The sequence below is a fragment of the Mumia flava genome, from assembly GCF_002797495.1.
Lineage (GTDB): Bacteria > Actinomycetota > Actinomycetes > Propionibacteriales > Nocardioidaceae > Mumia > Mumia flava.
Window position 1 is genome coordinate 1,480,880 of sequence record NZ_PGEZ01000001.1, and the last position, 24,938, is coordinate 1,505,817.

The 24,938-nt window shown below is 72.5% G+C and carries 24 protein-coding genes; 16 read left to right on the forward strand and 8 right to left on the reverse strand.

The window, feature by feature from the left end; genetic code table 11:
• Window positions 1-7 precede the first annotated feature (7 nt).
• On the forward strand, window positions 8-1,474 hold the full coding sequence (locus tag CLV56_RS07005) for an aldehyde dehydrogenase (RefSeq protein ID WP_039350313.1): 1,467 nt from the start codon (window positions 8-10) through the stop codon (window positions 1,472-1,474).
• Window positions 1,475-1,558: 84 nt separating this feature from the next.
• On the opposite strand, the gene CLV56_RS07010 is transcribed toward CLV56_RS07005, so the two are convergent.
• On the reverse strand, window positions 1,559-2,344 hold the full coding sequence (locus CLV56_RS07010; protein WP_211288004.1) for an aspartate dehydrogenase domain-containing protein: 786 nt from the start codon (window positions 2,342-2,344) through the stop codon (window positions 1,559-1,561).
• A gap of 67 nt (window positions 2,345-2,411) precedes the next feature.
• Here CLV56_RS07010 and CLV56_RS07015 point away from each other — a divergent pair, with 67 nt between their 5' ends.
• From CLV56_RS07015 to CLV56_RS07035, 5 genes are all read left to right on the forward strand, one after another.
• On the forward strand, window positions 2,412-3,212 hold the full coding sequence (locus CLV56_RS07015; RefSeq protein WP_039350314.1) for an SDR family oxidoreductase: 801 nt from the start codon (window positions 2,412-2,414) through the stop codon (window positions 3,210-3,212).
• Window positions 3,205-4,914 carry a thiamine pyrophosphate-binding protein gene (locus tag CLV56_RS07020; RefSeq protein WP_100414599.1) on the forward strand — a complete coding sequence of 570 codons (1,710 nt, stop codon included), beginning with the start codon at window positions 3,205-3,207 and terminating at the stop codon, window positions 4,912-4,914. The genes CLV56_RS07015 and CLV56_RS07020 overlap by 8 nt, the downstream gene beginning before the upstream one ends.
• A 22-nt stretch (window positions 4,915-4,936) precedes the next feature.
• Window positions 4,937-5,848 (forward strand): VOC family protein, encoded by a 912-nt coding sequence (locus tag CLV56_RS07025; RefSeq protein ID WP_039350317.1) that lies wholly within the window; start codon window positions 4,937-4,939, stop codon window positions 5,846-5,848.
• A 79-nt stretch (window positions 5,849-5,927) separates the two neighbouring features.
• Window positions 5,928-6,449: a cupin domain-containing protein gene (locus tag CLV56_RS07030; RefSeq protein WP_039350320.1), complete on the forward strand. Its 522-nt coding sequence runs from the start codon at window positions 5,928-5,930 to the stop codon at window positions 6,447-6,449.
• 2 nt (window positions 6,450-6,451) lie between these two features.
• Entirely contained in the window at window positions 6,452-7,261 is an 810-nt protein-coding gene (locus CLV56_RS07035) for an alpha/beta fold hydrolase (protein ID WP_100414600.1), read from the forward strand.
• An 82-nt stretch (window positions 7,262-7,343) separates the two neighbouring features.
• On the opposite strand, the gene CLV56_RS07040 is transcribed toward CLV56_RS07035, so the two are convergent.
• The 4 genes from CLV56_RS07040 to CLV56_RS07055 all read right to left on the reverse strand — a co-directional run bounded on the left by CLV56_RS07040 (window position 7,344) and on the right by CLV56_RS07055 (window position 11,112).
• Window positions 7,344-8,480, reverse strand: a complete 1,137-nt coding sequence (locus CLV56_RS07040; protein WP_245857670.1) for an FAD-dependent monooxygenase — start codon at window positions 8,478-8,480, stop codon at window positions 7,344-7,346.
• A gap of 81 nt (window positions 8,481-8,561) precedes the next feature.
• Window positions 8,562-9,962, reverse strand: coding sequence for an NAD-dependent malic enzyme (locus tag CLV56_RS07045; protein WP_039341636.1), 1,401 nt, complete (start codon window positions 9,960-9,962; stop codon window positions 8,562-8,564).
• An 85-nt stretch (window positions 9,963-10,047) separates the two neighbouring features.
• Window positions 10,048-10,572: a hypothetical protein gene (locus tag CLV56_RS07050; RefSeq protein ID WP_211288005.1), complete on the reverse strand. Its 525-nt coding sequence runs from the start codon at window positions 10,570-10,572 to the stop codon at window positions 10,048-10,050.
• 153 nt (window positions 10,573-10,725) lie between these two features.
• Window positions 10,726-11,112, reverse strand: a complete 387-nt coding sequence (locus CLV56_RS07055; RefSeq protein WP_039341638.1) for a pyridoxamine 5'-phosphate oxidase family protein — start codon at window positions 11,110-11,112, stop codon at window positions 10,726-10,728.
• Window positions 11,113-11,239: 127 nt separating this feature from the next.
• On the opposite strand from CLV56_RS07055, the gene CLV56_RS07060 reads away from it, so the two are divergent.
• From CLV56_RS07060 to CLV56_RS07070, 3 genes are read left to right on the forward strand one after another with little or no spacing between them, the layout of a single operon-like run.
• Window positions 11,240-12,292 (forward strand): Dyp-type peroxidase, encoded by a 1,053-nt coding sequence (locus tag CLV56_RS07060; protein WP_039341641.1) that lies wholly within the window; start codon window positions 11,240-11,242, stop codon window positions 12,290-12,292.
• Window positions 12,289-13,092 (forward strand): family 1 encapsulin nanocompartment shell protein, encoded by an 804-nt coding sequence (locus CLV56_RS07065; protein WP_039341644.1) that lies wholly within the window; start codon window positions 12,289-12,291, stop codon window positions 13,090-13,092. Before CLV56_RS07060 ends, CLV56_RS07065 begins: the two co-directional genes overlap by 4 nt.
• A complete protein-coding gene (locus CLV56_RS07070) occupies window positions 13,089-13,934 on the forward strand; it encodes an alpha/beta fold hydrolase (RefSeq protein WP_039341646.1) in 846 nt (281 codons plus the stop codon). The genes CLV56_RS07065 and CLV56_RS07070 overlap by 4 nt, the downstream gene beginning before the upstream one ends.
• Window positions 13,935-14,314: 380 nt before the next feature.
• Here CLV56_RS07070 and CLV56_RS07080 read toward each other — a convergent pair whose 3' ends face one another.
• Window positions 14,315-15,034: a hypothetical protein gene (locus tag CLV56_RS07080; protein WP_211288007.1), complete on the reverse strand. Its 720-nt coding sequence runs from the start codon at window positions 15,032-15,034 to the stop codon at window positions 14,315-14,317.
• Between the two features lie 152 nt (window positions 15,035-15,186).
• Between CLV56_RS07080 and CLV56_RS07085 the strand changes: the two genes are divergently transcribed.
• Window positions 15,187-16,254 carry an alpha/beta hydrolase gene (locus CLV56_RS07085; RefSeq protein WP_100414601.1) on the forward strand — a complete coding sequence of 356 codons (1,068 nt, stop codon included), beginning with the start codon at window positions 15,187-15,189 and terminating at the stop codon, window positions 16,252-16,254.
• A gap of 50 nt (window positions 16,255-16,304) precedes the next feature.
• Here CLV56_RS07085 and CLV56_RS07090 read toward each other — a convergent pair whose 3' ends face one another.
• Together CLV56_RS07090 and CLV56_RS07095 are read right to left on the reverse strand one after the other, a co-directional pair.
• The gene (locus CLV56_RS07090; protein WP_100414602.1) at window positions 16,305-17,795 is read right to left on the reverse strand and encodes a sensor histidine kinase; all 1,491 of its coding nucleotides are present in this window, start codon (window positions 17,793-17,795) and stop codon (window positions 16,305-16,307) included.
• Window positions 17,792-18,487, reverse strand: coding sequence for a response regulator transcription factor (locus CLV56_RS07095; RefSeq protein WP_245857673.1), 696 nt, complete (start codon window positions 18,485-18,487; stop codon window positions 17,792-17,794). Before CLV56_RS07095 ends, CLV56_RS07090 begins: the two co-directional genes overlap by 4 nt.
• Window positions 18,488-18,647: 160 nt before the next feature.
• Here CLV56_RS07095 and CLV56_RS07100 point away from each other — a divergent pair, with 160 nt between their 5' ends.
• The 6 genes from CLV56_RS07100 to mnhG are packed head-to-tail and all read left to right on the forward strand — an operon-like array spanning window position 18,648 to window position 24,938.
• Window positions 18,648-21,527, forward strand: a complete 2,880-nt coding sequence (locus CLV56_RS07100; RefSeq protein WP_039341652.1) for a Na+/H+ antiporter subunit A — start codon at window positions 18,648-18,650, stop codon at window positions 21,525-21,527.
• On the forward strand, window positions 21,524-22,027 hold the full coding sequence (locus CLV56_RS07105) for a Na(+)/H(+) antiporter subunit C (RefSeq protein ID WP_039341655.1): 504 nt from the start codon (window positions 21,524-21,526) through the stop codon (window positions 22,025-22,027). The genes CLV56_RS07100 and CLV56_RS07105 overlap by 4 nt, the downstream gene beginning before the upstream one ends.
• Window positions 22,024-23,649, forward strand: a complete 1,626-nt coding sequence (locus CLV56_RS07110) for a Na+/H+ antiporter subunit D (protein ID WP_039341659.1) — start codon at window positions 22,024-22,026, stop codon at window positions 23,647-23,649. The genes CLV56_RS07105 and CLV56_RS07110 overlap by 4 nt, the downstream gene beginning before the upstream one ends.
• Window positions 23,646-24,269: a Na+/H+ antiporter subunit E gene (locus tag CLV56_RS07115; RefSeq protein WP_100414604.1), complete on the forward strand. Its 624-nt coding sequence runs from the start codon at window positions 23,646-23,648 to the stop codon at window positions 24,267-24,269. Before CLV56_RS07110 ends, CLV56_RS07115 begins: the two co-directional genes overlap by 4 nt.
• A complete protein-coding gene (locus tag CLV56_RS07120; protein ID WP_211288008.1) occupies window positions 24,266-24,589 on the forward strand; it encodes an MrpF/PhaF family protein in 324 nt (107 codons plus the stop codon). Before CLV56_RS07115 ends, CLV56_RS07120 begins: the two co-directional genes overlap by 4 nt.
• Window positions 24,576-24,938 carry a monovalent cation/H(+) antiporter subunit G gene (gene mnhG / locus CLV56_RS07125; RefSeq protein ID WP_039341661.1) on the forward strand — a complete coding sequence of 121 codons (363 nt, stop codon included), beginning with the start codon at window positions 24,576-24,578 and terminating at the stop codon, window positions 24,936-24,938. Before CLV56_RS07120 ends, mnhG begins: the two co-directional genes overlap by 14 nt.

Here is a 24,938-nt window from a genome sequence, read left to right on the forward strand (position 1 = left end):
GATCCCGATGTCCTTGACCCCGATCCTCGTCGGCGGCGAGCTCCAGCTCGGCGCCGGCCGCGAGCTCACCAGCACCGACCCTGTGGACGGCCGGCCGATCGCGACGATCGCCTCGGCGTCGGTCGACGACGTCGAGACCGCCGTACGGCGGGCCGCGGCCGCGCAGTCCGACCCGGCGTGGCGGCGGATGCTGCCGCACATCCGCGCCCGGCTGCTGCACCGCACCGCCGACCTGATCGAGCAGCGCCGCGACGAGCTCGCGCTGCTCCAGTCGCGCGACAACGGCAAGCCGATCACCGAGACGCGTGCGCTGGTCGCGAGCGCGATCGGCACGTTCCGCTACGTCGCCGCGGCCCTCGAGTCGTCCGACGACGCGCTCACGGTGCCGCGCGGTCCGTACCTCACGATGTCCGTGCACGAGCCGATCGGCGTGGTCGGTGCGATCACCCCGTGGAACTCGCCGATCGCGTCGGACGCCCAGAAGCTCGCCCCGGCGCTCGCGGGCGGCAACGCCGTCCTGCTGAAGCCGGCGGGCTGGGCCCCGCTCCTGTCGCTGGAGCTCGGCCGGATCCTGCTCGAGGCCGGCTTCCCGCCGGGGCTCGTCAGCGTGCTGCCCGGCGACGGCGCGACGGTCGGCCAGGCGATCGTCGACCATCCCGCGGTCGGCCACGTCTCGTTCACCGGCGGGACCTCGACCGGGCGCCGCCTGGCGGGCTCGGCGGCGCAGAAGCTGATGACGACGTCGCTCGAGCTGGGCGGGAAGTCGCCGACGATCGTGTTCGACGACGCCGACCTGGACGTCGCGGTCAACGGCGTCCTGTTCGGCATCTTCAGCTCGCAGGGCCAGTCGTGCATCGCCGGCTCCCGGCTCTTCGTCCAGCGCTCGATCTTCGACGCGTTCCTCGACCGGCTCGTCCGTCGTACGGAGGCGTTGCGGGTCGGGCACCCGCGCGACGAGAAGACCCAGATGGGTCCGCTCATCACCGAGCAGCACCGCGCGTCGGTCGAGGCGTACGTCGAGCTGGCCCGGTCCGAGGGCGGCACCGTCGTCGCGGGCGGGTCGCGTCCCGAGGACCCCGCGCTCGCCGAAGGGACCTACCTGCGCCCCACCGTCGTCACCGGTCTCGGCAACGCGTCCCGCACCGCGCAGGAGGAGATCTTCGGTCCGGTGCTCGTCGCGATGCCGTTCGACGACTTCGAGGACGTCGTGGCCCAGGCCAACGACACGGTCTACGGGCTCGCGGCCGGCGTGTGGACCCGGGACTTCCCGAAGGCGTGGCGGACCGCGCGGGCCGTCCAGGCCGGACAGGTGTGGGTGAACACGTACAAGCAGCTGTCGATCGCGACACCGTTCGGAGGCGTCAAGGAGAGCGGGTCGACCCGCGAGAAGGGCCAGGACGCGATCCGCGCGTACCAGCGGCAGAAGAGCGTCTACGTCTCCACCGACAGCACCCCGATCGGCTGGGCCGACTGACCTCCGGCGATCCCCCGGCACTCCGACGGCGGCCGGCCCCGACCCCGTGAGGGTCGGGGCCGGCCGCCGCTCTCGTGCGGGCGGTCAGACGGCGAGGGCCTGGCGGAGGGTCCGCAGCACCGCGTACGGGACGACCTGGCTGGTCCGCGGGTTGGTCGGCGACGGGCGGTTGCGAACCTCGAACCGGTACGTCCCGACCGGCCCGTCCGCCTCCACCACGTGCGACACCAGGGTGGCGGCCGGATCGGCGACCAGCTCCACCTCGACCTCGCTCTCGGGGAGCATGAGCGCCAGGGTCGCGGCGACGTTGAGGGACCTGGGGAACAGCGGCGCCGCCTGCTCTGCCGTGCCGCGGAAGACGACGACGGGCGCGTCGGTGCCGAGCAGCGCGTCACGCTGCGGGTCGTCCATCCAGTCCTGCACGAGTGCGGAGGGCGTCTTCGTCGTCGTCAGCCGGACCCGCCCGAAGGGAGCGGCGGAGGCGCCTGCCACCAGCAGGTCGAGCCCGCCGAGCGCGCCCGTTGTGAGGAAGGTACGGCCCGGCCCGGCCGCATCCAGGCGGGCCCGGAGGTCGCGGTCGACGAGGGCGCCGACCGACGAGATCACCAGATCCGTCCCGGAGTCGAGGATCCGCGCCCCGTGCGCGAGCAGGGCGGCGTGCCCGGCGCACTCGATCAGGACGTCGGCACGGGCGGTCGCCTCGTCGACGTCGACGACCGGGACGTCGACCCGGCCGCGGGCCCGATCGCCGACCACGCAGCTCAGGCGTGCGCCGGGGACGCGTCCTGCGGCGAGCTCGTCGGCGACGACGGAGCCGATCGAGCCGAAGCCGAGCACGGCGACCTCACGGGTGGGACTCGACGTGGTCACGCACACCTCCAAAATTAACTTGGCTCAAAGATACTCAGAACTGAGAGATCATGGTAGCGTGATCGGCATGGAACTTGGACTCGCCGGTCGGACGGCTCTCGTCACCGGCGGCAGCTCGGGCATCGGGCTCGCCGTCGTCGAGACGCTGCTGGCCGAGGGCGCCCGCGTGGCCACCTGCGGCCGCGACGCGACCCGCCTCGAGATGGCCCTCGAGCACCTGCGTAGCACGCACGGCGACCGACTGCGTACGGCCGTGGCCGACGTGACCGACGCCGACCAGGTCGGCGCCTTCGTCGCGGACGCCCTCGACGCCTTCGGCTCGGTCGACGTGCTCGTCAACAACGCGGGCCGCTCGCACCTGTCCACGTTCGCGACGACCACGGACGACGCGTGGCGCGAGGAGCTCGACCTCAAGCTCTTCGGCGTCGTGCACCCCACGCGGGCGGCCCTGCCCGCGCTGCGCGCCTCGGACGCCGCGGCCATCGTCAACGTCAACGCCGTGCTCGCCCGGCAGCCCGAGCCGCACCTCGTCGCCACCTCGGCGGCACGCGCGGCCCTGCTCAACCTGACCAAGTCGATGGCCGGCGAGCACGCCGACGACGGCGTGCGGGTCAACTCCGTGAGCGTCGGCGTGATCGACACCGGCCAGTGGACCCGCCGCTGGGAGGCCGCACGCGCCGAGGGCAGCACCGCGCTCGCGTACGACGCGTGGGCCCGCGACCTGGCCGCCGACCGGCGCATCGCGCTCGGACGGCTCGGCACCGCCCAGGAGGTCGCGGACGCGATCGTGTTCCTCGCGTCGCCGCGCGCGTCGTACGTGACCGGCACCCAGCTCGAGGTCGCGGGCGGGGTGAGCCGCTATGTCTGAGCAGCCCTCTGCGACTGAGCAGCCCCCGGCGGCCGATCAGCCTGCCCCGCGCCCCGCGGCGCTCGACGCGACCAACGGCGGCGACCTGCTCGTCGCGGTGATGGACGCGCTCGGCGTCGACGTCGCGTTCGGCGTCGTCAGCGTGCACAACCTGCCCCTGGTCGACGCGATCGCCTCCCGGCGCCGATTCGTCCCGGTCCGGCACGAGGCCGCCGCGGTGAACGCCGCCGATGCGTACGGGCGCGTCCGCGGCACCGTCGGCGTCGCCCTGACCAGCACCGGCACCGGCGCGGGCAACGCCGCGGGCTCGCTCGTCGAGGCGCTGGCGACCGGCTCCCGGGTGCTGCACGTCACGGGCCAGATCGAGAGCCGCTACCTCGGCCAGGGCCGCGGCTTCATCCACGAGACGAAGGACCAGGCCGGGATGCTGGCCGCGGTCAGCAAGGCCGCGTACACCATCTTCAACGTCGACTGCGCCGCCGACATCCTGGCCGGCGCCGCGGCCGAGGCCCTGACCGCGCCGTACGGGCCCGTCAGCGTCGAGTGGCCGATCGACCTCCAGTACCGTCCGCACGAGATCGGCACCGTGACGGTCGAGCCGTTCGCGGACGCGGCTCCCGACGTCGACGAGGACGCACTCGCCGATGCGGCCGCCCTGGTCGCGGGCGCACGCCGACCGCTGCTCTGGATCGGCGGGGGCGCAGTCGAGGCGCGCGACGAGGTGCTCGCGCTCGCGACGCGCACCCGCGCCGGGATCCTCACCAGCAACTCCGGCCGCGGCGTGGTCGGCGAGGGCCACGGGGCCTGCGTCGGCAACTTCGCCACCAGTCCGGCGGTGCGCCCGCTGCTGGAGTCGGCGGACCTGCTCGTGAGCGTCGGGACGCACTTCCGCAGCAACGAGACGGGCGACTACGCGCTGCCGCTGCCGGTCCCCCACGTCCAGATCGATGTCGACAAGGCGGCGATCGGTCGGGTGCACCCGGCCGAGGTCGGTCTCGTCGGTGACGCCGCGGCGACGCTCGCCCGGCTCACCGATGCGCTCCCCGATCGGACGGCGACCGAGGACGGCTGGCTCACCCAGGTCGCCGCCGCCCGGCGCGGGGCACGCCAGGCACTGCGCGACGGCATCGGCTGGCAGGCCCAGATCTGCGACGCGGTGCGCTCGGCGTTCCCGCGGCAGGCGGTCCTCGCCCGCGACGTGACCATCCCGTCGAGCATGTGGGGCAACCGGCTGCTCGCGGTCGACGACCCGAGCGTCAACGTCTTCCCGCGCGGCGGCGGCATCGGGCAAGGACTCGCGATGGGCATCGGGGCCGCGATCGCTCGGCCGGACCTGCCGACCCTGATCCTCGCCGGCGACGGCGGGCTCGCGGTCCACCTCGGCGAGCTCGGCACGCTCGCGCAGGAGCGTCCGTGGGCCGTGCTGCTGCTCTTCAACGACGGCGGGTACGGCGTGCTGCGCAACACCCAGGACGGGTTCGTCGGACGCCGCTCCGGGGTCGATCTCGCGACGCCCGACTTCGGCCGACTCGCCGCTGCGTACGGGCTGCCGCACACGGTCGTCCGCAGCGTCGACGCGATCGAGGAGGCGCTCGCCTCCGCCCTGTCGGCGCGTGGTCCCGCCGTGGTCGAGGTCGACGTCGACGCGCTCGGCCCGATCCCCCGCCCGTTCACCCCGCCGGTCAGCATCCCCGGCGCCTGAGACCCTCAAGGAGACGACGCAGATGACATCCCTCGTTCCCCCGCGGCTGCGCGCGCTGCGCCACGTCGGCCTGCGGACCTCCGCGTTCGACGAGTCGGTGGCGTTCTACGCCGGCCCGTGGGGCCTGGAGATCGTCGAGCGCACCGACGACGCCGTCTACCTCCGCGCCGCCGGCCCCGAGCACCACGTCCTGGCGCTCTACCGCTCCGCGTCGAACGCGCTCGACCACGTGGCGTTCGCCGTGCCGACGCCGGCGGAGGTCGACGCGGCCGCAGCCTGGGTCGAGGCCGAGGGCACGACGATCCTCGAGAAGCCCGGGCCGCTCGACCGGCCCGGTGCCGGGTACGGCTTCCGGTGCCTCGATCCCGAGAACCGCGTGCTCGAGATCAGCGCCGAGAACCACGCGGTGCCCGAGCGCCCGCAGGACGTGCCGGTTCCCCGCAAGGTCGCTCACGTCGTCCTCAACACGACCGACATCGACGCTGCCACCGCCTGGTACACCCGCGTGCTCGGACTGCGGGTCAGCGACTGGTCCGAGCACAAGATGGTGTTCCTGCGCGCGGTCGGCGACCACCACGTCGTCGCCTTCAACCAGGCCGAGTGGACCGCCCCGAACCACGTCGCGTACGAGGTCGCGAGCCTGGACGCCTGGATGCGCTCGATCGGGCGGCTCAAGGTCGCGGGCCACGAGGTGTCCTGGGGACCCGGGCGGCACGGTCCCGGCGACAACGCGTTCGCGTACTACGTCGACCCGGCCGGGCTCGTGCCCGAGATGACGGCCGAGGTCCTGCAGATCGACGACGACACCTGGATGCCGCGGGTCTGGCCGCGCACCCCCGAGCTGTCCGACCTCTTCCGCACCGCCGGCCCGCCGTCGCCCTTCATCCGCGAGCACATGGCCGGCGTCCCCGATCCCGGGTGGGTGCAGGGCTGACCTCCTGGCCCTGCACCCGCTCGCACCCACCTGCCCCGAACAGCTCCCGCCACGGGACCCACGAAGGAAGGAACCACCGATGACCAGCACCACGACCGAGACCCACCCCGAGCTCGAGGCCGCCTTCGACCGGGCGCTCGCGACCAGCGCGACCCGCACGATCGACTTCGACACCCTGAAGTTCCAGACCAAGGCCGGCGACAAGTTCCGCCGCGCCCAGGTCCGCTACATCGGGTCGGGCGCCACCGGCAACCACGAGGGTGATGCCAACATCATCCCGTCGGACCACTTCACGTTCTCGAACATGATCCTTCCGTCGGGCTGCGTCGGCCCCGAGCACACGCACCACGACGTGGAGGAGGCGTTCTTCGTGCTCGAGGGCGAGGTCGAGTTCACCCTCCACGACGTCGAGGACGGCACCAAGACCGCCAGCCGCGTGCTCGGCAGGTACGACCTCCTCTGCGTGCCCGCCGGCGTGCCGCGGAGCCTCGAGACGGTGAGCGAGGAGGATGCGCGGATCTGCGTCATCATCGGCACCCAGAAGCCGCAGCTGCCGACGTACCCGGAGACGTCGGAGATGCACGGCGTCACCCGCGACTGAACGTGTCGCACGACGTCGACCCGCGGGCCGTCGCGGCACGCCTCAGCACGAGGCGCGCCGGCGACGGCCCGCTCCTGTTGTGCCTGCACGGCATCGGCGGGTCCTCCGCCACCTTCGAGCCGCAGCTGGCCTCGCTCGCCGACCTCGCCACCGTGGTCGCCTGGGACGCACCCGGGTACGCAGGCTCCCCCGACTCCGGGGCGCACCTGACGATGGACGACTACGCCGACGTCGCCGCCGAGGTGATCGAGGCGCACGGCCAGGGCCGTGCCGCGGTCCTCGGGATGTCCTGGGGCGGGGTGATCGCGATGCGGCTCGCCCAGCGGCACCCCGAGCGGGTCCGCGCGCTCGTGCTCGGCGACAGCACCCGCGGCTCGGGGCGGTCGCCCGAGACGGCCGCGGCGATGCGGTCGCGCGCGGCCGAGCTCGCCGAGGTCGGCCCCGACGTCTTCGCGCAGCGACGCGCGGCACGGCTGCTGCGCACGTCCGCGCCCGCCGACGAGGTGGCCTCGCAGGCGCGGGCCATGGCCTCCGCGATCCGGCTCCCCGGCTACGGAGACGCCACCGCGTCGATGGCGGCGACGTGGTTGGACGGGTCGCTCGGGACGATCGACGTGCCGACGCTCGTGCTGCACGGCGACGACGACCGCATCACCGGCGCGCCCGAGAGCGAGGCGATCGCGGCGCAGATCCCCGGGGCCGTCCTGCGGGTGGTGCCGGAGGCGGGGCACCTGGCGAACACCGAGAACCCGATGGCGTTCGACGCCCACGTGCGCAGCTTCCTCCGCGCACTCGCTCCCGCGCGTCGCTGACCGGCTCGAACGGCGCGCACCGACCGCACGACGCAGCGCCCGCCCCGGTGGCCGGGGCGGGCGCTGCGTCGTGCGGGTCTGCTCAGTCGAGCGGGACCGACCAGGCGTCGTAGCCGTAGACCCACTCGCCCGTACCGGAGTCCTTGAGCCAGGCGTTGTCGCGCGAGGAGACCTGGATCCGCGCCGTACGCTCCCGCCGCGCCCGCTCGTACGGGACGAACGCCTCCGCGGGATCCTCGGCGGCTTCGACGCAGCGCGTGAGGACGACCGCGTCCTCGATCGCCTGACCGGCGCCCTGGGCCATGAACGGCATCATCGGGTGGCAGGCGTCCCCGAGCAGCGTGGCGCGGCCGGCGGTCCACGACGGGAGCGGGTCGCGCACGTAGAGCGCGGACTTCAGCACCTCGTCGCACGCACTGAGGAGCCTCCGCGCCTCGGGGTGGAAGTCGGCGTACAGCTCGCGCAGCTCCGCGACCCGCCCGGGCTGCGTCCAGGACTCCTCGTGCCAGCCGTCCTGGGGGATGGTCGCGAAGATGAAGAGGTCGCGCCCGCGGTTGAGCGGGAACGTGACGATCTGGGTGTTGACGTCGGGCCCCCACCACTTGGTGAAGGCGTCCAGGTTCGCGACGCCGGTGAGCGTCTCGACGGGGACGACGGCGCGGAACGCGACCACGCCGGTGAACGTGGGGCTCTCGGGCCCGTGGATCACGGTCCGGACGGTGGAGTGGATCCCGTCGGCGCCGATCACGACGTCGGCACGGGCGCTCTCCCGGTCGGCGAACGCGAGCTCGACCCCGCCGGAGTCCTGGGTGATCCCGACCAGACGGTGATCGAAGCGGACGACGCCGTCCGGCAGTGCGTCCTCCAGCGCGTTCATCAGGTCGGCGCGGTGCATCGTGAGCTGCGGCGCTCCGTACTGCTCCTCCGCCACGTCGCCCATCGGCAGCCGGGAGGTCTCCTCACCGGTGTCGTACGTGCGGCTGATCCGTGCGACCGGCCGGGCGGCGGTCTCGCGCAGCGCGTCCCCGACGCCGAGACCGTCGAGCGCGCGGACCGCGTTCGGGGTCAGGTTGATGTCAGCGCCGACGCGGGCGAACTTGGGTGCCTGCTCGTAGACGACCACGTCGTGCCCGAGCCGGCGCAGCCCGATGGCCGCGCACAGCCCGCCGATGCCCGCTCCGCTGATCGCGATCGTCGCCATGTTCGCCTTCCGTCCCACGTCATAACTCTTTGGTCTAAAAATATTAGACCAAAGATACTTGCTCAGGGCAAGGCCCGCTCGCGACGGCGCCGACGGACGTCAGGCGCGGTCGCGGGCGGCGGTGCAGGCGTCGCGGACGGCCTCGGCGACGCGGTCGTGCACGTCGGGGTGGAACACGCTCGGGATGATGTAGTTCGCGTTCAGCTCGTCGTCGGCAACCGTGGCCGCGATCGCCTCCGACGCCGCGAGCAGCACCTCGGTCGTGATCCCGTGGCTCTGCGCGTCGAGCAGCCCGCGGAAGACGCCGGGGAACGCGAGGACGTTGTTGATCTGGTTCGGGTAGTCCGACCGCCCGGTCGCGACCACCGTCGCGTGCGCGCGGGCGAGCGCCGGGTCGATCTCCGGGACCGGGTTGGCGAGCGCGAACACCACGGAGCCGTCGGCCATCCGCTCGACGTCGCGCGCAGTGAGCACGTCCGGCGCCGAGACGCCGACGAACACGTCCGCACCCTCGATCACGTCGGACAGGCCGCCGGTCAGGCCGCGCGGGTTGGTGTTCTCGGCGATCCAGCGCAGCGCCGGGCCGAGACCCTCGCGGCCGGTGTGCACGACGCCGTCGATGTCGCAGACCACGACGTCGCGCAGCCCGGCCTCGAGCAGCAGCTTGAGGATCGCGGTGCCCGCCGCGCCGGCGCCCGACATCACCAGCCGGACCGATCCGAGATCCTTGCCGACCACGCGCAGCGCGTTGCGGAGCGCGGCGAGCACGACGATCGCGGTGCCGTGCTGGTCGTCGTGGAAGACCGGGACGTCGAGCCGCTCGCGCAGTCGGTCCTCGACCTCGAAGCACTTCGGGGCCGCGATGTCCTCGAGGTTGATCCCGGCGAACCCGGGCGCGATCGCCGCGACCGTCTCCACGATCTGGTCGACGTCGGTCAGGTCGAGGCAGATCGGCCACGCGTCGATGTCGGCGAACGTCTTGAACAGCGCCGCCTTGCCCTCCATCACCGGCAGCGCTGCGTACGGGCCGATGTTGCCCAGGCCGAGCACGGCGGACCCGTCGGTCACGACGGCGACCGCGTTGCGCTTGACGGTGAGGCGCCGGGCGTCCTCGCGGTCCTTCGCGATCGCCTGGCTGATCCGGGCGACGCCGGGGGTGTAGATCATCGACAGGTCGTCACGGGTGCGCAGCGGATGCTTCGTGGCGGTCTCGATCACGCCGCCGAGGTGCATGAGGAACGTCCGGTCGGAGACCTTGCTGACGTCGACGTCCTCGATCGCGGCGAGCGCCGCGACGATCCGGTCGGCGTGGTCGGTGTCGGACGTGGCGATCGTGAGGTCGATCCGCAGCTGCTCGGTGTGAGCACCCGCGACGTCGAGCGCGGTGACGACGCCGCCGGCCTTCTCGACGGCGGTGGTCAGCTCGCTGACGGCCGACCCGCCGGACGGGACGTCGAGGCGGACGGTGATCGAGTACGAGACGGAAGGAGTCGTAGGCACGCCTTCTAGAATCCCACACCGCGAGCAGCAAGACATGAGGCACCCCTCACGTTTTGGCGCCGTGGATCGCCCGCTCCGGCTCGGCTCAGATGATCTTCGGGAACGCCGTCAGGAAGATGATCCCGACCACCAGCAGGACGCTGGCGCCGATCAGCACCGCCCAGCTCAGCGACGCCGTCCGGATCCGCTGCGCGACCGCCGTGAAGAACAGCACGAGCGCGAACAGCACGGTCAGCAGCGTGTAGTCGTCACCGCGCTGGTTGTTGCGCAACGCGGTGGCGAAGAGGCGATCGGCCCGCGCGTCGGCGGCGTCGGACTCGGCCTGGCCCGGCGGCACGTACTCGTCCATGGCGAACGGCGACGCAGGCGCCCCGGGCGTCTGCAGGGGCTTCGTCGCGACCCAGGCATCGAAGGCCACCTTGAAGTGCTCGGTGAAGCGCGTCTCGACGAACTGGAGCAGCTCCTGGTCGTCGGCGGAGTACGCCTGGAGCCCAGGCTGAACGTGTCGAGGTCGATCCCGCGCGCGGCGTCGGCGTGCGCGGCCTCGCGGCTCGCCTCGATCCGCGACGACGACGCCTTCGAGAAGGCGATCGACATCTCGCCGCCCCACTTGCTCGACTCGAAGCCGCTCCACGCCGTCAGCACCGCGGTCACCGAGAGAAGGACGACGGCGACGAGCTCGCGCAGTCCGATGCTGCGCTCTTCATCTGTCACGGCAGCAAGATACCGGTGCGGGTACGGGTGCGCGGGCGAATCTCGCCGCTCAGCCGACGCGTCGGCCGGTGATCTCGTCGAGCGAGATCTCGAGCAGCACCGTCCCCGGCGCACCGGTCCACGGTGCCGGCTCGACCTCGGGCAGCGCCTCCGGCGGCGGCTCGCTGAGCGTGCCGCGCACCTTCACGCTCCAGGCCTTCTGCGCCAGACGTTCCAGGTAGGTCACCAGCATCACGACCCGTTGCGGTCGCTCGGCCCGGGCGAGCGCGCTGTCGTCCGCCGTGCGAACCACGACCCGGTCGCCGTCGACGCGGAAGTTGACCGGGGTCGCATCGACCCCCTCGGCTCCGTCGTACGCCAGGTGCCCGACGCGCGCCGTCTCGAGGAGCTCGCGCGCCTCGCCCGCGTCCACCGTGCGAAGTCTCTCGTTCGCCATCGGCCCACCCCCTCGCCTCCATCCTAGGGAGGTACGCGCACGCCGTCCCCCGGCAGGACGCCCCGCAGCCCGGTGCGGTCGCGGCCGGGGCCGCTAGGCTGGCCGCAGTCGAGCGACAGGGGTGCCGATGGCGAGCGTGTCGGAGTTCGGAGAGCCGCAGTCGGTGACCGCACCGCTGACCGAGAACGCCGTGTTCCTCGTCGTCACGCTGGCCGACGACGCCGACGCGCCCGAGCGGGCCCTCGACGTGCTCACCGACGTCGACGCACTCGTCCGCGCGGTCGGGTTCCGCAGCCTGCACGGCGGGCTCACGTGCGTCGTCGGGATCGGCTCGCACGCCTGGGACCGGATGGGCCTCACGCCCCGCCCCCGGTTCCTGCACCCGTTCGAGCAGGTGGTCGGCGACCGGCACACCGCGCCCAGCACCCCGGGCGACCTGCTGTTCCACATCCGGGCGTCGCGTCACGACCTGTGCTTCGAGCTCGAGCGGCTCATCCTCGACAAGCTCGGCAACGCGGTCCGGGTCGTGGACGACACCGCGGGCTTCCGCTACTTCGACGCCCGCGACCTGCTCGGCTTCGTCGACGGCACCGAGAACCCGACCGGCGACGAGCTCGCCGAGGTCGCCTACATCGACGACGAGCCCGGCTTCGAGGGCGGCAGCTACGTCATCACCCAGCGCTACACCCACGACCTGGGGGCGTGGAGCCGGCTGTCGACCGAGGAGCAGGAGCGCATCATCGGGCGCACCAAGATCGACGACGTCGAGCTCGACGACGACGTGATGCCGTCGAACTCCCACGTCACGCTCAACACGGTGACTGACGACGAGGGCAACGAGCTCGACATCGTGCGGTTCAACATGGCGTTCGGCAGCTACGCCGCCGGCGAGGTCGGCACGTACTTCATCGGCTACGCGAAGAACCCCTCGGTGACCGAGCTGATGCTGCGCAACATGTTCGTCGGCGAGCCGCCGGGCAACTACGACCGCATCCTCGACTTCTCCACCGCCACCACCGGCAACCTCTACTTCGTGCCGTCGGCCGGTCGGCTCGCCGCGCTCGACGAGCTCGCCTCCGATGCGGAGAACGAGCCTGCGCCGCCACCGGCACCAGAACCCGCGTCCATCGACACCGACGGCAGCCTGCGCGTCGGAAGCCTCCGAGGAGACGGATCATGAACAACCTGCACCGCTCACTCGCCCCGATCTCAGACGCCGCCTGGTCGGAGATCGAGGAGGAGGCGGCCCGTACCTTCCGGCGCAATCTCGCCGGCCGCCGGGTCGTCGACGTGCACGACCCGCAGGGGGTCGGCTTCGCCGGCCTGTCCACCGGCCACCGCGGCGACGCACGCACGGACGCGAACGGCGTGGAGGCGCGGCGTCGCGAGGTCGCACCGGTCGCCGAGCTGCGAGTGACGTTCGACCTGGGCCGCGAGGACATCGACGACGTCGAGCGCGGCTCGCAGGACTCCGACTGGCAGCCGGTGAAGGACGCCGCCCGCGCGCTCGCGTTCGCCGAGGACCAGGCGCTGTTCGCGGGCCTCGGCGACGTCGGGATCCGCGGGATCGTCGAGACGTCGAGCAACCCCGCGCTCGAGCTCCCCGAACGCGTCGTCGACTACCCCGACGCCGTCGCCCAGGCGCTGAGCCAGCTGCGGCTCGTCGGAGTCGAGGGGCCGTACGCGTTGCTGCTGAGCGCCGACGCGTACACCGCCGTGAACGAGACGACGGACCACGGCTATCCGGTCCACAACCAGCTCTCGCGCATGGTCGACGACCACGTCGTCTGGGCACCGGCACTGTCGGGGGCGGTGGTGCTCTCGACCCGGGGCGGCGACTTCGACATGCACCTGGGACAGGACACGTCGATCGGCTACCTGCACCACGACGACGAGTCCGTGACGCTCTACCTGCAGGAGTCCTTCGCGTTCCTCCCGCTCACCGACGAGGCTTCGGTCGTCATCAAGGCGCGCGCATGACCTGGGGCGAGCAGCAGCAGATCACCCTCGGAGCCTTGACCTTCGACGTCCGTACGGCCGGTCCCGACGACGGCGATCCCGTGCTCCTTCTGCACGGGTTCCCCGAGACGTCGGCCTGCTGGAGCGACGTCGCGGCCCGGCTCGCCGAGGAAGGCCTGCGGGCGATCGCTCCCGACCAGCGCGGCTACTCCCCCGGAGCCCGCCCCGAGCACGTCGCCGACTACGCGACCGATGCGATGGTCGACGACGCGCTGGGCATCCTCGACGCGCTCGGGTACGAGCGGGCGCACGTCGTCGGGCACGACTGGGGCGCATCGGTGGCGTGGCGCCTGGCGGCCGCGCACCCCGAACGGGTCCGCAGCCTCACCGCCGTGTCGGTGCCGCACCTGTCCGCGTACAACTGGGCGCTGTCCAACGACCCCGACCAGCAGAAGCGGTCGGAGTACATCCGGCTGTTCCGCCAGGAGGGCAAGGCCGAGGAGGTCCTGCTCGCCGAGGACGCGCGGCGACTGCGGGCGATGTACGGCGAGGGGGTCGCCCCGGAGCAGATCGACGAGTACGTCGCGGTGCTCGGCGAGCCGGACGCGCTCACGGCGGCGCTCGCGTGGTACCGCGCGATGGGTCCCGAGCTCGCCCGGACCAGCACCGTCACCGTCCCGACCACGTACGTCTGGAGCGACGACGACATGGCCATCGGCGGGGTCGGCGCGCGACGCTGCGGACGGCACGTGGCGGCGGACTACCGCTTCGTCGCGCTCGAGGGCATCACGCACTGGATCCCCGAGCAGGCGCCGGACGCCCTCGCGGATGCGATCCTGGAGCGCGTCGCGTCGGTGCGATGAGGCTCAGGCTGGACGGTCCAGCTGGTGCTCGACGGCACGGCGGATCCAGGCCGAGACCGACCTGTCGTCAGCCCCAGCGCGCGCCCTGATCGCGTCGAGCTGCTCGTCGGTGAAGCGCACCGGGATCTGCGCGCTCAGACCACGAGTGCGTCGACGCGGCCTGCCCTGGGCTCTTGGTTCTCGGGATGCGCTTAGAGCTCATGCTCCTCGTCCGGCGTCATCCGGTCAGTACTCATCGCGGTCCCTCCGGTAGGTGGACGCGAGGCCCGGAGCGGCCTCGTAGCAGCCGATCGGCCGACAACGACTCGGGTCATCGCCCCGTGCCGGCGCGATCGGACGAACCGTGACCGTATTGCCAGGCGCTCGCGGGATCGAGCGGGCTAACGCGCCTCGGGCGGCGTGGTCGGCGGTGTCGACGGCGGTCGTACGGCCCCCGCCGTGCCGTCACCCGTCGTACGGCGGGTGCCGCCCTCGTCCCCAGGGAGCTGATCGCCGCCGGCTTCGCCAGGCGATGCACCCGACTCCGCCTCACCGCGGTGACCCGCTTCCGACTCGAGGTCGCGGATCCGCCGACCGCGGCTGCGTCGACTGCGCGTCAGCCAGACCACGGCGACCGACGCGGCCACGGCGAGCAGCGCCCCCCACAGGCTCCCCGCCCGGAAGCCTGGCGCGTCGACGTCCAGGATCCGCTCGCCGGCGTGGGCGGATGAGTTGGTCCCGAGCACCACCGAGAGGGTCATCAGGTTGGGAGCGGCGAGCAGCACCGCGAGCAGGACGACCGCGACGGTCCACCCGCCGCGGACCCAGCGCTTGGTCGCCAGCCAGATCAGCGCGAGCGGCACCAGCGTGAAGGCGAACCCGAGGAACAGGCCCCACACGGTCCCCGACAGCAGGCTGCCGTCGACCCGGTTGCCCACCCACTGCGCCCACGAGCGTGGGACGAACGCGGCGAGCGCGTACGCGAGCGCCACCACGAGCACGACCGTGATCGCGATCAGGATGAGGGCGCGTACGACCCTCGAGCCCGACGCCTGGACGCGCTCCAGACGACCACTCGGGACCGGTTCCTCCCCGTTCGGGACCTCCGGCGTGCTGCTCATGCTCACAGCCTTGCACTTCGGCCGCTCTGGTGCCGTCTTCCGGAAGTTGGACGCCCGACAAGGTACGCTCTCAACTACACGCGGATGTGACGTGCAGCACACAGGTACGTGTCCGGCAGGTGAATCGGCGTGTTTCTCGGGAAGGAGACGCCATGACCGACACAGCGCAGCACGCCGCCGCGGACGTCGTCCCGCTCGCGGGCCGGCGTCTCAACGTCGTCGAGAAGCCCCGGCACAGCCTGCGGGCCGCAGTGCTCTCCACCGCCCTGCGCTACACCGTCAAGCCGGCGCTCGCGACCTGGGCGCGGACCCCGGCCGTCCTCTGGCCGACCGGCCTGCTCGACTCGGTGTGCCGACTGATCCCCGCACCCGCCCGTACGTCCGTGGAGAAGGTCGACCTGCCGTCGTGCGGTGCGGAGCTGATCCGCGCCGATGTCGCCGACCAGGCCGACGACCACGCGATGCTCTACCTGCACGGCGGCGCGTTCCTCGTCGGGGGGCTCAACACCCACCGCGGACTCGCCGCCCGGATCTCCGCCACCAGCGGGTCGGCGATCCTCAACGTCGACTACCGGATGATGCCGAGGAGCCCGATCGGGCACGCCGTCGCGGACGCCCTCGACGGCTACCGCTGGCTGCTCGAGGCCGGGTACGCGCCGGAGCGGATCGTGGTCGCCGGCGACTCCGCGGGCGGCTACCTCACGTTCGCGGTCGCGCTCGCGATCCGGGACGCCGGTCTGCCGCTCCCGGCCGGGCTGATCGCCATGTCACCGCTGACGGACTTCGACCCGGACCGCAAGCTGGACGGCGGCATCGGCGGGTCGTGCGCGATGTTCACCCACGGCGCCTGGCGCAGCTTCCTCTCACTGGTCGAGGCCGTCGAGCGCAGCCTGCTCGACGACGAGGTGACCGCCGCCGCGTCCCTGGTCGACGCCGACCTCACGGGACTCCCGACCACCCTGATCCAGGTCGGCTCCGACGAGCTGGTCCACACCGACGGCGAGCTGATGGCGATCCGTCTGTCACGCTCCGACGTCGAGTGCGAGCTCCAGATCTGGGAGAAGCAGGTGCACGTCTTCCAGGTCGCCCTCGGACTCGTGCCCGAGGCCCGGGAGGCGACCCGCGAGGTCGGAACGTTCGCCCGCCGCGCGACCGGGACCGCCGCCCGCGCCCGTACGGCACGGCCGCGCCGCCGCCGGTCCCGCGCCGGCGTGTCCTGACCCGTCCGGCGCGGGTTTCGATCCTTCGACAGGCTCAGGACGGCGCAAGCTCAGCCGGCGGGAGGTCGTTCGACCAGCGGGAGCGTCACCGTCACGCTGGTGCCGTCGCCGGGCGCGGTGTCGATCGCGACCTCGCCGCCGTGCCCCGCGACCAGCGCGGAGACGATCGCCAGCCCGAGGCCCGAGCCTCCGTCCGCGCGGTTGCGTGACGGGTCGGCGCGGTAGAACCGCTCGAACGCACGACCGGACTGCTCGGTGGTCATGCCCGGCCCGTCGTCGGCGACGACGAGCACCGCCCGATCCGTACGTGGCTCGACCTCGATCCTCAGGACGGTGCCCTCCGGCGTGTGCACCAGCACGTTACCGACGAGGTTGCCGACGACCTGCCGCAGCCGGTCCTCGTCACCGATCACAGGGACGGGAACGCCGTCCCGCTCGGGACCCGCGACCGGCCGGTCGGGGTTCGTGACCGCGATGTCCTCGGCTGCGTCGCAGGCGATCTCCCGCAGGTCGACGAGCTCGCGCCGCAACGGGCGCTGCTGGTCCAGCCGTGCGAGCAGCAGCAGGTCCTCGACCAGCACGCCCATGCGCGTCGCCTCCTGCTCGATCCGCGCCATGAACCGGTCGGTGGTCGCCTCGTCGGCCGCGCCGCCGCGCCCGTACAGCTCGGCGAAGCCGCGGATCGACGTCAGCGGCGTCCGCAGCTCGTGCGACGCGTCGGCGACGAACCTGCGCATCCGGTCCTCCGACTCGCGCGCGTCCCGCGCCGCCTCCTCGCGCGTGCGCACGGCGTCCTCGATCCGCGCGAGCATCGTGTTCAGGGACGCCGACAGCGCCCCGACCTCGGTCCGCGGGTCGAGGTCGTCGGGGACCCGCGCCGTCAGGTCGCCGCCCGCGATCGCCTCGGCGGTGTGCTCGACCCGGGACAGCGGCCGCAACGCTGCCCGGACCACGGCCCAGCTCACCGCCGCCAGCGCGGCGAGCACGACCAGCGCGATCAATGTCTCGATCCAACGCAGCTGCGTCATCGTCGCCGCGACGTCGTCGATGTCGAGCGCGACGGCGACCGTACCGTCCTCCGACTCGGCGTAGACCACACGCCAACGAGTCGTGCCGTCGGCAGACTCCACCGTCATCGGATCGCCCGGCCCGCCGTCGGCCGGCGTGATCTCGTCGGGCAGCTCCGGATAGTCGGCGCTGTCGAGCTGGGGGTCGGCCAGTCGCGCCACCGCGTACCCCTGCGCGTCGTACCACTGGACGAAGAACTCGCTCGGGAGCTGTCGCGGGCCGGGACCTGACGGGCCGTTGACGCCGGGGGTCCCGCGGAGCGCGAAGACCCGCGCCTGCTCGGCCAGACGGTCGTCGACCCGCTGGGTGAGGGACCGCTCGAGGATGACGTTCGTCGCGAAGGCGCTGATCACCAGCGCCAGCAGCACGAGCAGGTCGACCACCACCACGAGCTGGACGCGCAGCGGCCACGATCGCCACTCCCACCAACGACGCGGCGGTCCCGGGGCAACGGCGCTCGGCGGCGAGGTCATCGCGGCACCCGCAGCACGTACCCCACGCCGCGCACGGTGTGCAGCAGCTTCGGGTCGGTCGTGTCGATCTTGCGTCGCAGGTACGAGACGTAGGTCTCGACGACGTTGCCGTCCCCGCCGAAGTCGTACTTCCACACGTGGTCGAGGATCTGCTGCTTGCTGAGCACCCGGCCGGTGTTGATCATCAGGTAGCGCAGCAGGTTGAACTCGGTCGGCGACAGCTCCACGACCTCGCCGGCACGGCGGACCTCATGGCTGTCGACGTCCATCTCGAGATCGGCGACCCGCATCGCGGAGTCGTCGCCCGTGCCGCGCCGCGTCCGTCGGAGCACCGCCTGGACGCGCGCGACCAGCTCGTCGAGGCTGAACGGCTTGACGAGGTAGTCGTCGCCGCCGGCGGTCAGCCCGGCGACGCGGTCGGCCGTCGCGTCACGGGCGGTCAGGAACACGACCGGCACGTCGACGTGCTCGGACCGCATCCGCTTCAGGACCTCGAACCCGTCGAGCTCCGGCATCATCACGTCGAGGACCACGAGGTCCAGGTCCGGCAGGTCCCGTACGGCCGCCAGCGCCGCCCGGCCGTCCGCGGCCGTCGACACCTCGAAGCCGGCGAAGCGCAGGCTGGAGGCGAGCAGGTCGAGGATGCTGGGATCGTCGTCGACGACGAGCAGGCGCGCGGATCCGGAAGGCACGGTCACAGTGTGCGCACAGCGACTGGACCGTCGCTGTGCGAAACCTGTGAGTCGGCTGTGAGTGGGTGGGCGTCTCGATCCTCGCTGCGCTCGGCCTCGACGAACGGCAGGGCACGCTGCGCTCGGCCTCGACGGACGGGGCCACATAGACTGCAGCCAGATGCTCGCGCTGCTGCTGGTCCACCTCGTCGCTGCGGCGCTGGCGCCTGCCCTGGTCGCGTGGATCGGGCGGCGCGCCTTCCTCGTGCTCGCCCTCGCACCCGCCGCGTCGTTCGCCTGGCTCCTCACCCAGGCCGGCGCCCTGACCGGAGCCGACGCGGGCCGGATCACCGAGACGTACGCCTGGGCGCCGAGCCTCGGACTGTCGGTCGCGCTGCGCCTCGACACGCTCACCTGGACGATGGCGCTGCTGGTCACGGGCGTCGGGGCGCTCGTGCTCGCCTACTGCCGCTGGTACTTCCGTTCCGACGACGCCGACGTCGCCCGGTTCGCCGGCACGTTCGTGGCGTTCGCGGGGTCGATGCTCGGCCTGGTGATGGCGCGGGACCTGCTGCTGCTCTACGTGTTCTGGGAAGCCACGACGGTCTTCTCCTACCTGCTCGTCGGCCACAACCCCGAGCGCGCCGCGAACCGCCGCGCCGCGATGACCGCGCTGATCGTCACGACCTTCGGCGGCCTGGCGATGCTCGGCGGGATCATCCTGGTCGGGCAGCACACCGGCTCGTACGCGGTCGACACCGTGATGGAGCAGGCCGGCACGTCGACGCTGGTGTCCGTCGCGATCGCCCTCGTGCTCGTCGGTGCGGTGACGAAGTCGGCCCTCGTCCCGTTCCACTTCTGGCTCCCGGGAGCCATGGCCGCACCGACGCCGGTCAGCGCCTACCTGCACGCGGCCGCGATGGTGAAGGCCGGCGTGCTGCTCGTGGCGATGCTCGCGCCGGCGTTCACGGATCTCGAGCTGTGGCGCCCCACGCTGCTCGTGCTCGGCACGCTCACGATGATCGTCGGCGGCCTGCGTGCGCTCGCCCAGCACGACGTGAAGCTGCTCCTGGCCTACGGCACGGTCTCCCAGCTCGGCTTCCTGGTCGCGGTCGTCGGGCTCGGGACCCGCGCGGCGGCCCTGGCCGGTCTCGCGATGGTCGTCGCGCACGCCTTGTTCAAGGCGGCGCTGTTCCTGGTCGTCGGGATCGTCGACCACAGCGCCGGGACCCGCGACCTGCGGCGCCTGTCCGGTCTGCGCCGCCAGATGCCCTGGCTGTTCGGCTTCACCGTGCTCGCCGCCGCGTCGATGGCCGGGCTGCCCCCGATGCTCGGCTTCGTCGCCAAGGAGTCGGTGTACGGGGCGTTCGTCGACGTCGTCCGCACCGGGGACGGGACCCAGATCGGGCCCGCCTTCGGCAGCGTCGTGCTCGCCGGCCTGGTCGTCGGCTCGCTGCTGACGATGGCGTACTCGCTGCGACTGGTCTGGGGGATCTTCGCCGACAAGCCAGGCGTCGACCCCGTACGGCCCGAGCCGGCCGCGGTGGGCTTCGTCGCCTCGCCGGCGATCCTGGCGGTCCTGTCGCTCGCCCTCGGCTTCACCGGCAGTGCGCTCACCGACGCGTTCGCCGGCTACGACCACCTGTTCCCCCCGGGTGAGCACCATGCTGAGCTCGCGCTGTGGCACGGGCTCGGACCGCCGCTGTGGCTGTCGGTCGTCGCCGTCGTGGGCGGCATCGGCCTGTTCGCCTGGATGCAGCGCCGCTCGGCCGCGCTCGCCGCACCCTCCTGGATGCCGTCGGCCGAGCGCGCGTACGGCGCCACGATGCGCGGCACCGACCGGCTCGCGGTCGAGGTCACCGGGCTCACGCAGCGCGGCTCGCTCCCCTTCACCCTCGGCACGGTCCTGATCGTGACGCTGCTCGTGCCCGGCACGGCCGTCGCGACGAACCCGGACTGGGCCGTCGACGTCCGCGGCGCCGACTCCGCCGCACAGGCCGCGACCGCCGCCGTGATGGCGCTCGCGGCGGTCCTCGCCGTACGGTCGCGTCGGCGGCTGAAGGCCGTGCTGCTCGCCGGCGTGTCCGGCTACTGCACCGCGCTGCTCTTCCTGCTGCACGGCGCCCCGGACCTCGCCCTGACCCAGGTCCTGGTGGAGACCGTGACGGTCGTCGTGTTCGTCCTGGTGATCCGACGGATGGCACCGTACTTCTCCGACCGGCCCCTGACCCGTGCGCGCTGGGTGAGGGTCGCGATCGGCGCGGCCTGCGGCGTGCTCGCGTCGCTCGTCGCGCTGATCGCGGCCGGCGCCCGGACCGGCGAGTCCGTCTCCGCGGAGTTCGCCGACGCCGCGGTCGAGTACGGCGGCGGGCACAACATCGTGAACGTCACCCTGGTCGACATCCGGGCCTGGGACACCATGGGCGAGATCTCGGTCCTGGTCGTCGCCGCCACCGGGGTGGCCTCCCTGATCTTCCTCATCACCGGCCGCGGCGGCGCCCAGAGTCCTCGGACGTCCCTGGCCGACGCGGACGCCGGCTCCGGCCGCTGGCTGCGCGCCGGACGCACGCAGACCCGCGCGGAGCGGTCGATCGTCTTCGAGATCGTCACCCGGCTGCTGTTCCACACGATCATCGTCTTCTCGCTGTGGTTGCTGTTCGCCGGCCACAACGGGCCCGGCGGCGGGTTCGCCGGCGGGCTCATGGCCGGCCTGGCCCTCACCGTGCGCTACCTCGCTGGCGGCCGCTACGAGCTCGACGACGCCGCCCCGATCGACGCCGGCCAGCTGCTCGGGATCGGCCTCGTCACGGCCGCGCTGACGGCGCTGGCGCCGCTCGCGTTCGGCGGTCAGGTCCTGCAGAGCGCGATCGTCGACGTGGACGTCCCCCTGCTCGGCCACGTCCACCTCGTCACGTCGCTGTTCTTCGACGTGGGCGTCTACCTGGTGGTCGTCGGGATGGTCCTGGACCTGCTGCGCAGCCTCGGCGGCGGGATCGACGCCGCCCGCGAGCGCGGCGAGGACGCCGATCCGTCCGAGCTGGTCGGAGGCGAGGTCCCGTGACCGTCAACCTCGTCCTCATCGTCGTCATCGGCATCACGTTCGCGTGCGGGGTCACCCTGATGCTCGAACGCACCCTCACCCGGATCGTGATCGGCACGCTGCTCGTCGGCAACGCCGTCAACCTGATCTTCGTCGTCGCGTCCGGCGCACCCGGACGCGCACCGATCGTCGACGAGTCCGACCCGTCGCCGATGAGCGACCCGCTGCCGCAGGCCCTCGTGCTGACCGCGATCGTGATCACGCTCGGGGTCGCGGCGTTCCTGCTCGCGCTGGCCTACCGTGCCTGGCAGGTCGAAGGCGACGACGAGGTCCAGGACGACATCGAGGACCGCCTGATCCGCCGCCTCGCCGAGCTCGACGAGGCCTCCCAGTCCTACGAGTCGGGGGTCGAGGGCGAGCCCGACGAGGAAGGCGCGGACGCACCCGCGCCCGCCGCGCCCCCGCGTACGCAGGAGCCGTCCGCCGGCTCCCCGGCACCGACCGAGGAGGACGAGCGATGACCGTCGACTCCGCCACCTCGTACCTCATCCCGCTGCCGGTGCTGCTCCCGCTGCTCGCCGCGGGGCTGTGCCTCGTGCTCGGCCACCACGCCCGCGCGCAGCGCGTCATCAGCTTCGCGGCGCTGTCGACCGTCGTCGTGATCGCGGGGATCCTCGTCGTCGCCGCCGACCGGCACGGCCCGCAGGTCGTGAACGTCGGCGGCTGGCCGTCACGGATGGGGATCGTGCTCGTCGCCGACCGGCTGTCGGCGCTCCTGCTGCTCGTGTCGGCGATCGTCACGCTGTGCGTGCTGGCGTACTCGGTCGGGCAGGGGATCATCGAGTTCGGGCGCGACACCCCGCTGTCGGTCTTCTACCCGACCTACCTCGTGCTCGTCGCCGGCGTCTCGAACGCGTTCCTGTCGGGCGACCTGTTCAACCTGTACGTCGGGTTCGAGGTGCTGCTCGCCGCCTCGTACGTCCTGATCACGCTCGGCGGCACGGGCCCGCGGATCCGGTCCGGCACCACGTACGTCGTGGTGGCCGTGCTGTCGTCGGTGCTGTTCCTGGTCGCGATCGCCGCGACGTACGCCGCGACCGGCACCGTCAACCTGGCCGACCTCGCGGTCAAGCTCCAGGAGGTCCCGCCCGGCGTGCGGCTCGTGCTCCAGACCCTGCTGCTGGTCGCGTTCGCGGTGAAGGCGGCGGTCTTCCCGCTGTCGACCTGGCTGCCCGACTCGTACCCGACCGCCCCCGCACCCGTGACCGCCGTGTTCGCCGGCTTGCTGACCAAGGTCGGCGTGTACGCGATCATGCGGACGCAGACGCTGCTGTTCCCCGACAGCCCGCTGTCGTCCCTGCTGATGTGGGCTGCGCTCGCGACGATGCTGATCGGGATCCTCGGCGCCGTCGCGCAGTCCGACATCAAGCGGATGCTGTCCTTCACGTTGATCAGCCACATCGGCTTCCTGGTCTTCGGCGTCGCGCTCGCGACCGAGGCCGGCCTGTCCGGTGCGATCTTCTACATCGTCCACCACATCACGATCCAGACGACCCTCTTCCTCGTGACCGGCCTGATCGAGATCCGCGGCGCGTCGACGTCCCTGGAGCACCTCGGCGGGCTGGCCCGGGCAGCGCCGTTCCTGGCGATCCTGTTCTTCCTGCCCGCGATGAACCTCGCCGGGATCCCCCCGTTCTCCGGCTTCCTCGGCAAGGTGGCGCTGATGCAGGCGGGCGTCGACCAGGCAGGCTGGCTCACGTACGTCCTGGTCGCGGGCGGCCTGGCGACGAGCCTCCTGACGCTCTACGCGATCGCGAAGACGTGGAACCGCGCGTTCTGGAAGCCCCGGGCGGAGGTCCCTCCGGAGGCGGCGATGACCTCGGGCACCAAGTCGGGCGCGCCCTGGGGGCAGCGTGTGCCGGCGGCCGCGCTCGACGCCGACCGCCCGGAGGAGGTCGGCACCGCGGTACGGCGGCTCCCGCTCGCGATGGTCGCGCCGACCGTCGCGCTCGTCGTCGCCGGGACCGCCATCACCCTCGTCGCGGGGCCGTTGCTGGCCGTCACCGACCGTGCGGCCGAGCAGCTGCGGCACCGCGAGCCCTATGTCACCGCGGTCCTCGACGACGGATCGGGGGTGCCGTGAGCGTCACCGACGGACGACCCGAACGCCGTGAGCGAGCACGCTCGGCCCTCCAGTGGCCGGCGATCACGTGGCTGACGGCAGTCTGGGTGCTGCTCTGGGGGGACCTGTCGGTCGCGAACGTCCTCGCCGGCCTGCTGATCGCGTTCGCGGTGATCCGGGTCTTCCCCCAACCGCCGATCGCCTACGGCGGGGTGCCCCGCCCGCTCGCCCTGGTCCGGCTCGCGGCGGTGTTCCTCGCTGAGCTGACCGTCTCGAGCGTCCAGGTGGCGGCCCAGGCGCTGCGGTTCGGGCACCAGCCGCGCAACGCCGTCGTCGTCGTCGGTCTGCGGACCCGCAACGAGCTGCACCTGATGCTGACGGCCGAGCTGGTCTCGCTCGTGCCCGGTAGTCTCCTGATCGAGGCGTCGCGGCGCACCTGGACGCTGCAGGTGCACCTGCTCGGGGTCGACGACGAGGACGCCGTCGAGCGGGGACGGCAGAGCATCCTGGCGCAGGAGGCACGGGTCGTGCGGGCGTTCGGGACGGCGGAGGAGATCGCGGCGCTCGACGTGACGGTGCCCGGCGTGAGCCCGCCGCCCGACGCGCAGCACCCGCCCGACGACGGGGGTGAGAGCCGATGAGCGTGACCCTGGTCGCGGTCTGGGTCGCCGGCGTGATGCTCGCGATCGCCGCTCTGCTGTGCGTGGTCCGCACAGCGATCGGGCCGACCATGGCGAACCGCGCGATCGCCGTCGACACCCTGGTCGCGGTGCTGGTCTGCGCACTCGGGCTGGAGGCCGCGTACAACCGGCACACCGACACGCTGCCCATCCTCGTCGTGCTGTCGCTGGTCGGCGTGGTCGGGTCGGTGAGCATCGCCCGCTTCGCCGTCGCCGACGACGACGAGATGGCGGAGGAGTCCGGCGAGACTGCGGAAGGGGCCTCGGATGAGCCTCGGTGAGGTGACCGATGCGATCGCCGTCGTCTGCCTGCTGCTCGGTGCGGCGCTGTCGCTGGTCGCCGCGATCGGCGTGCTGCGGTTCTCGAACCTCTTCAGCCGGATGCACGCGGCGACCAAGCCGCAGACCCTCGGCCTGCTGCTCGTCCTGGCCGGGATCGCGCTGCGCCTGGACGACTGGCGCGACGTCGGGCTGGTCCTCCTGGTCGCGCTCTTCCAGCTGCTCACGGTCCCGGTGTCGTCCCACATGCTGGGGCGCGCGACCTACCGGGCGGGTGACCCCGAGGAGGAGAACCTGCTGGTGGACGAGCGGATGCCCCGGCCGGGCGGGAGCAGCCGCCGCGACGGGTGA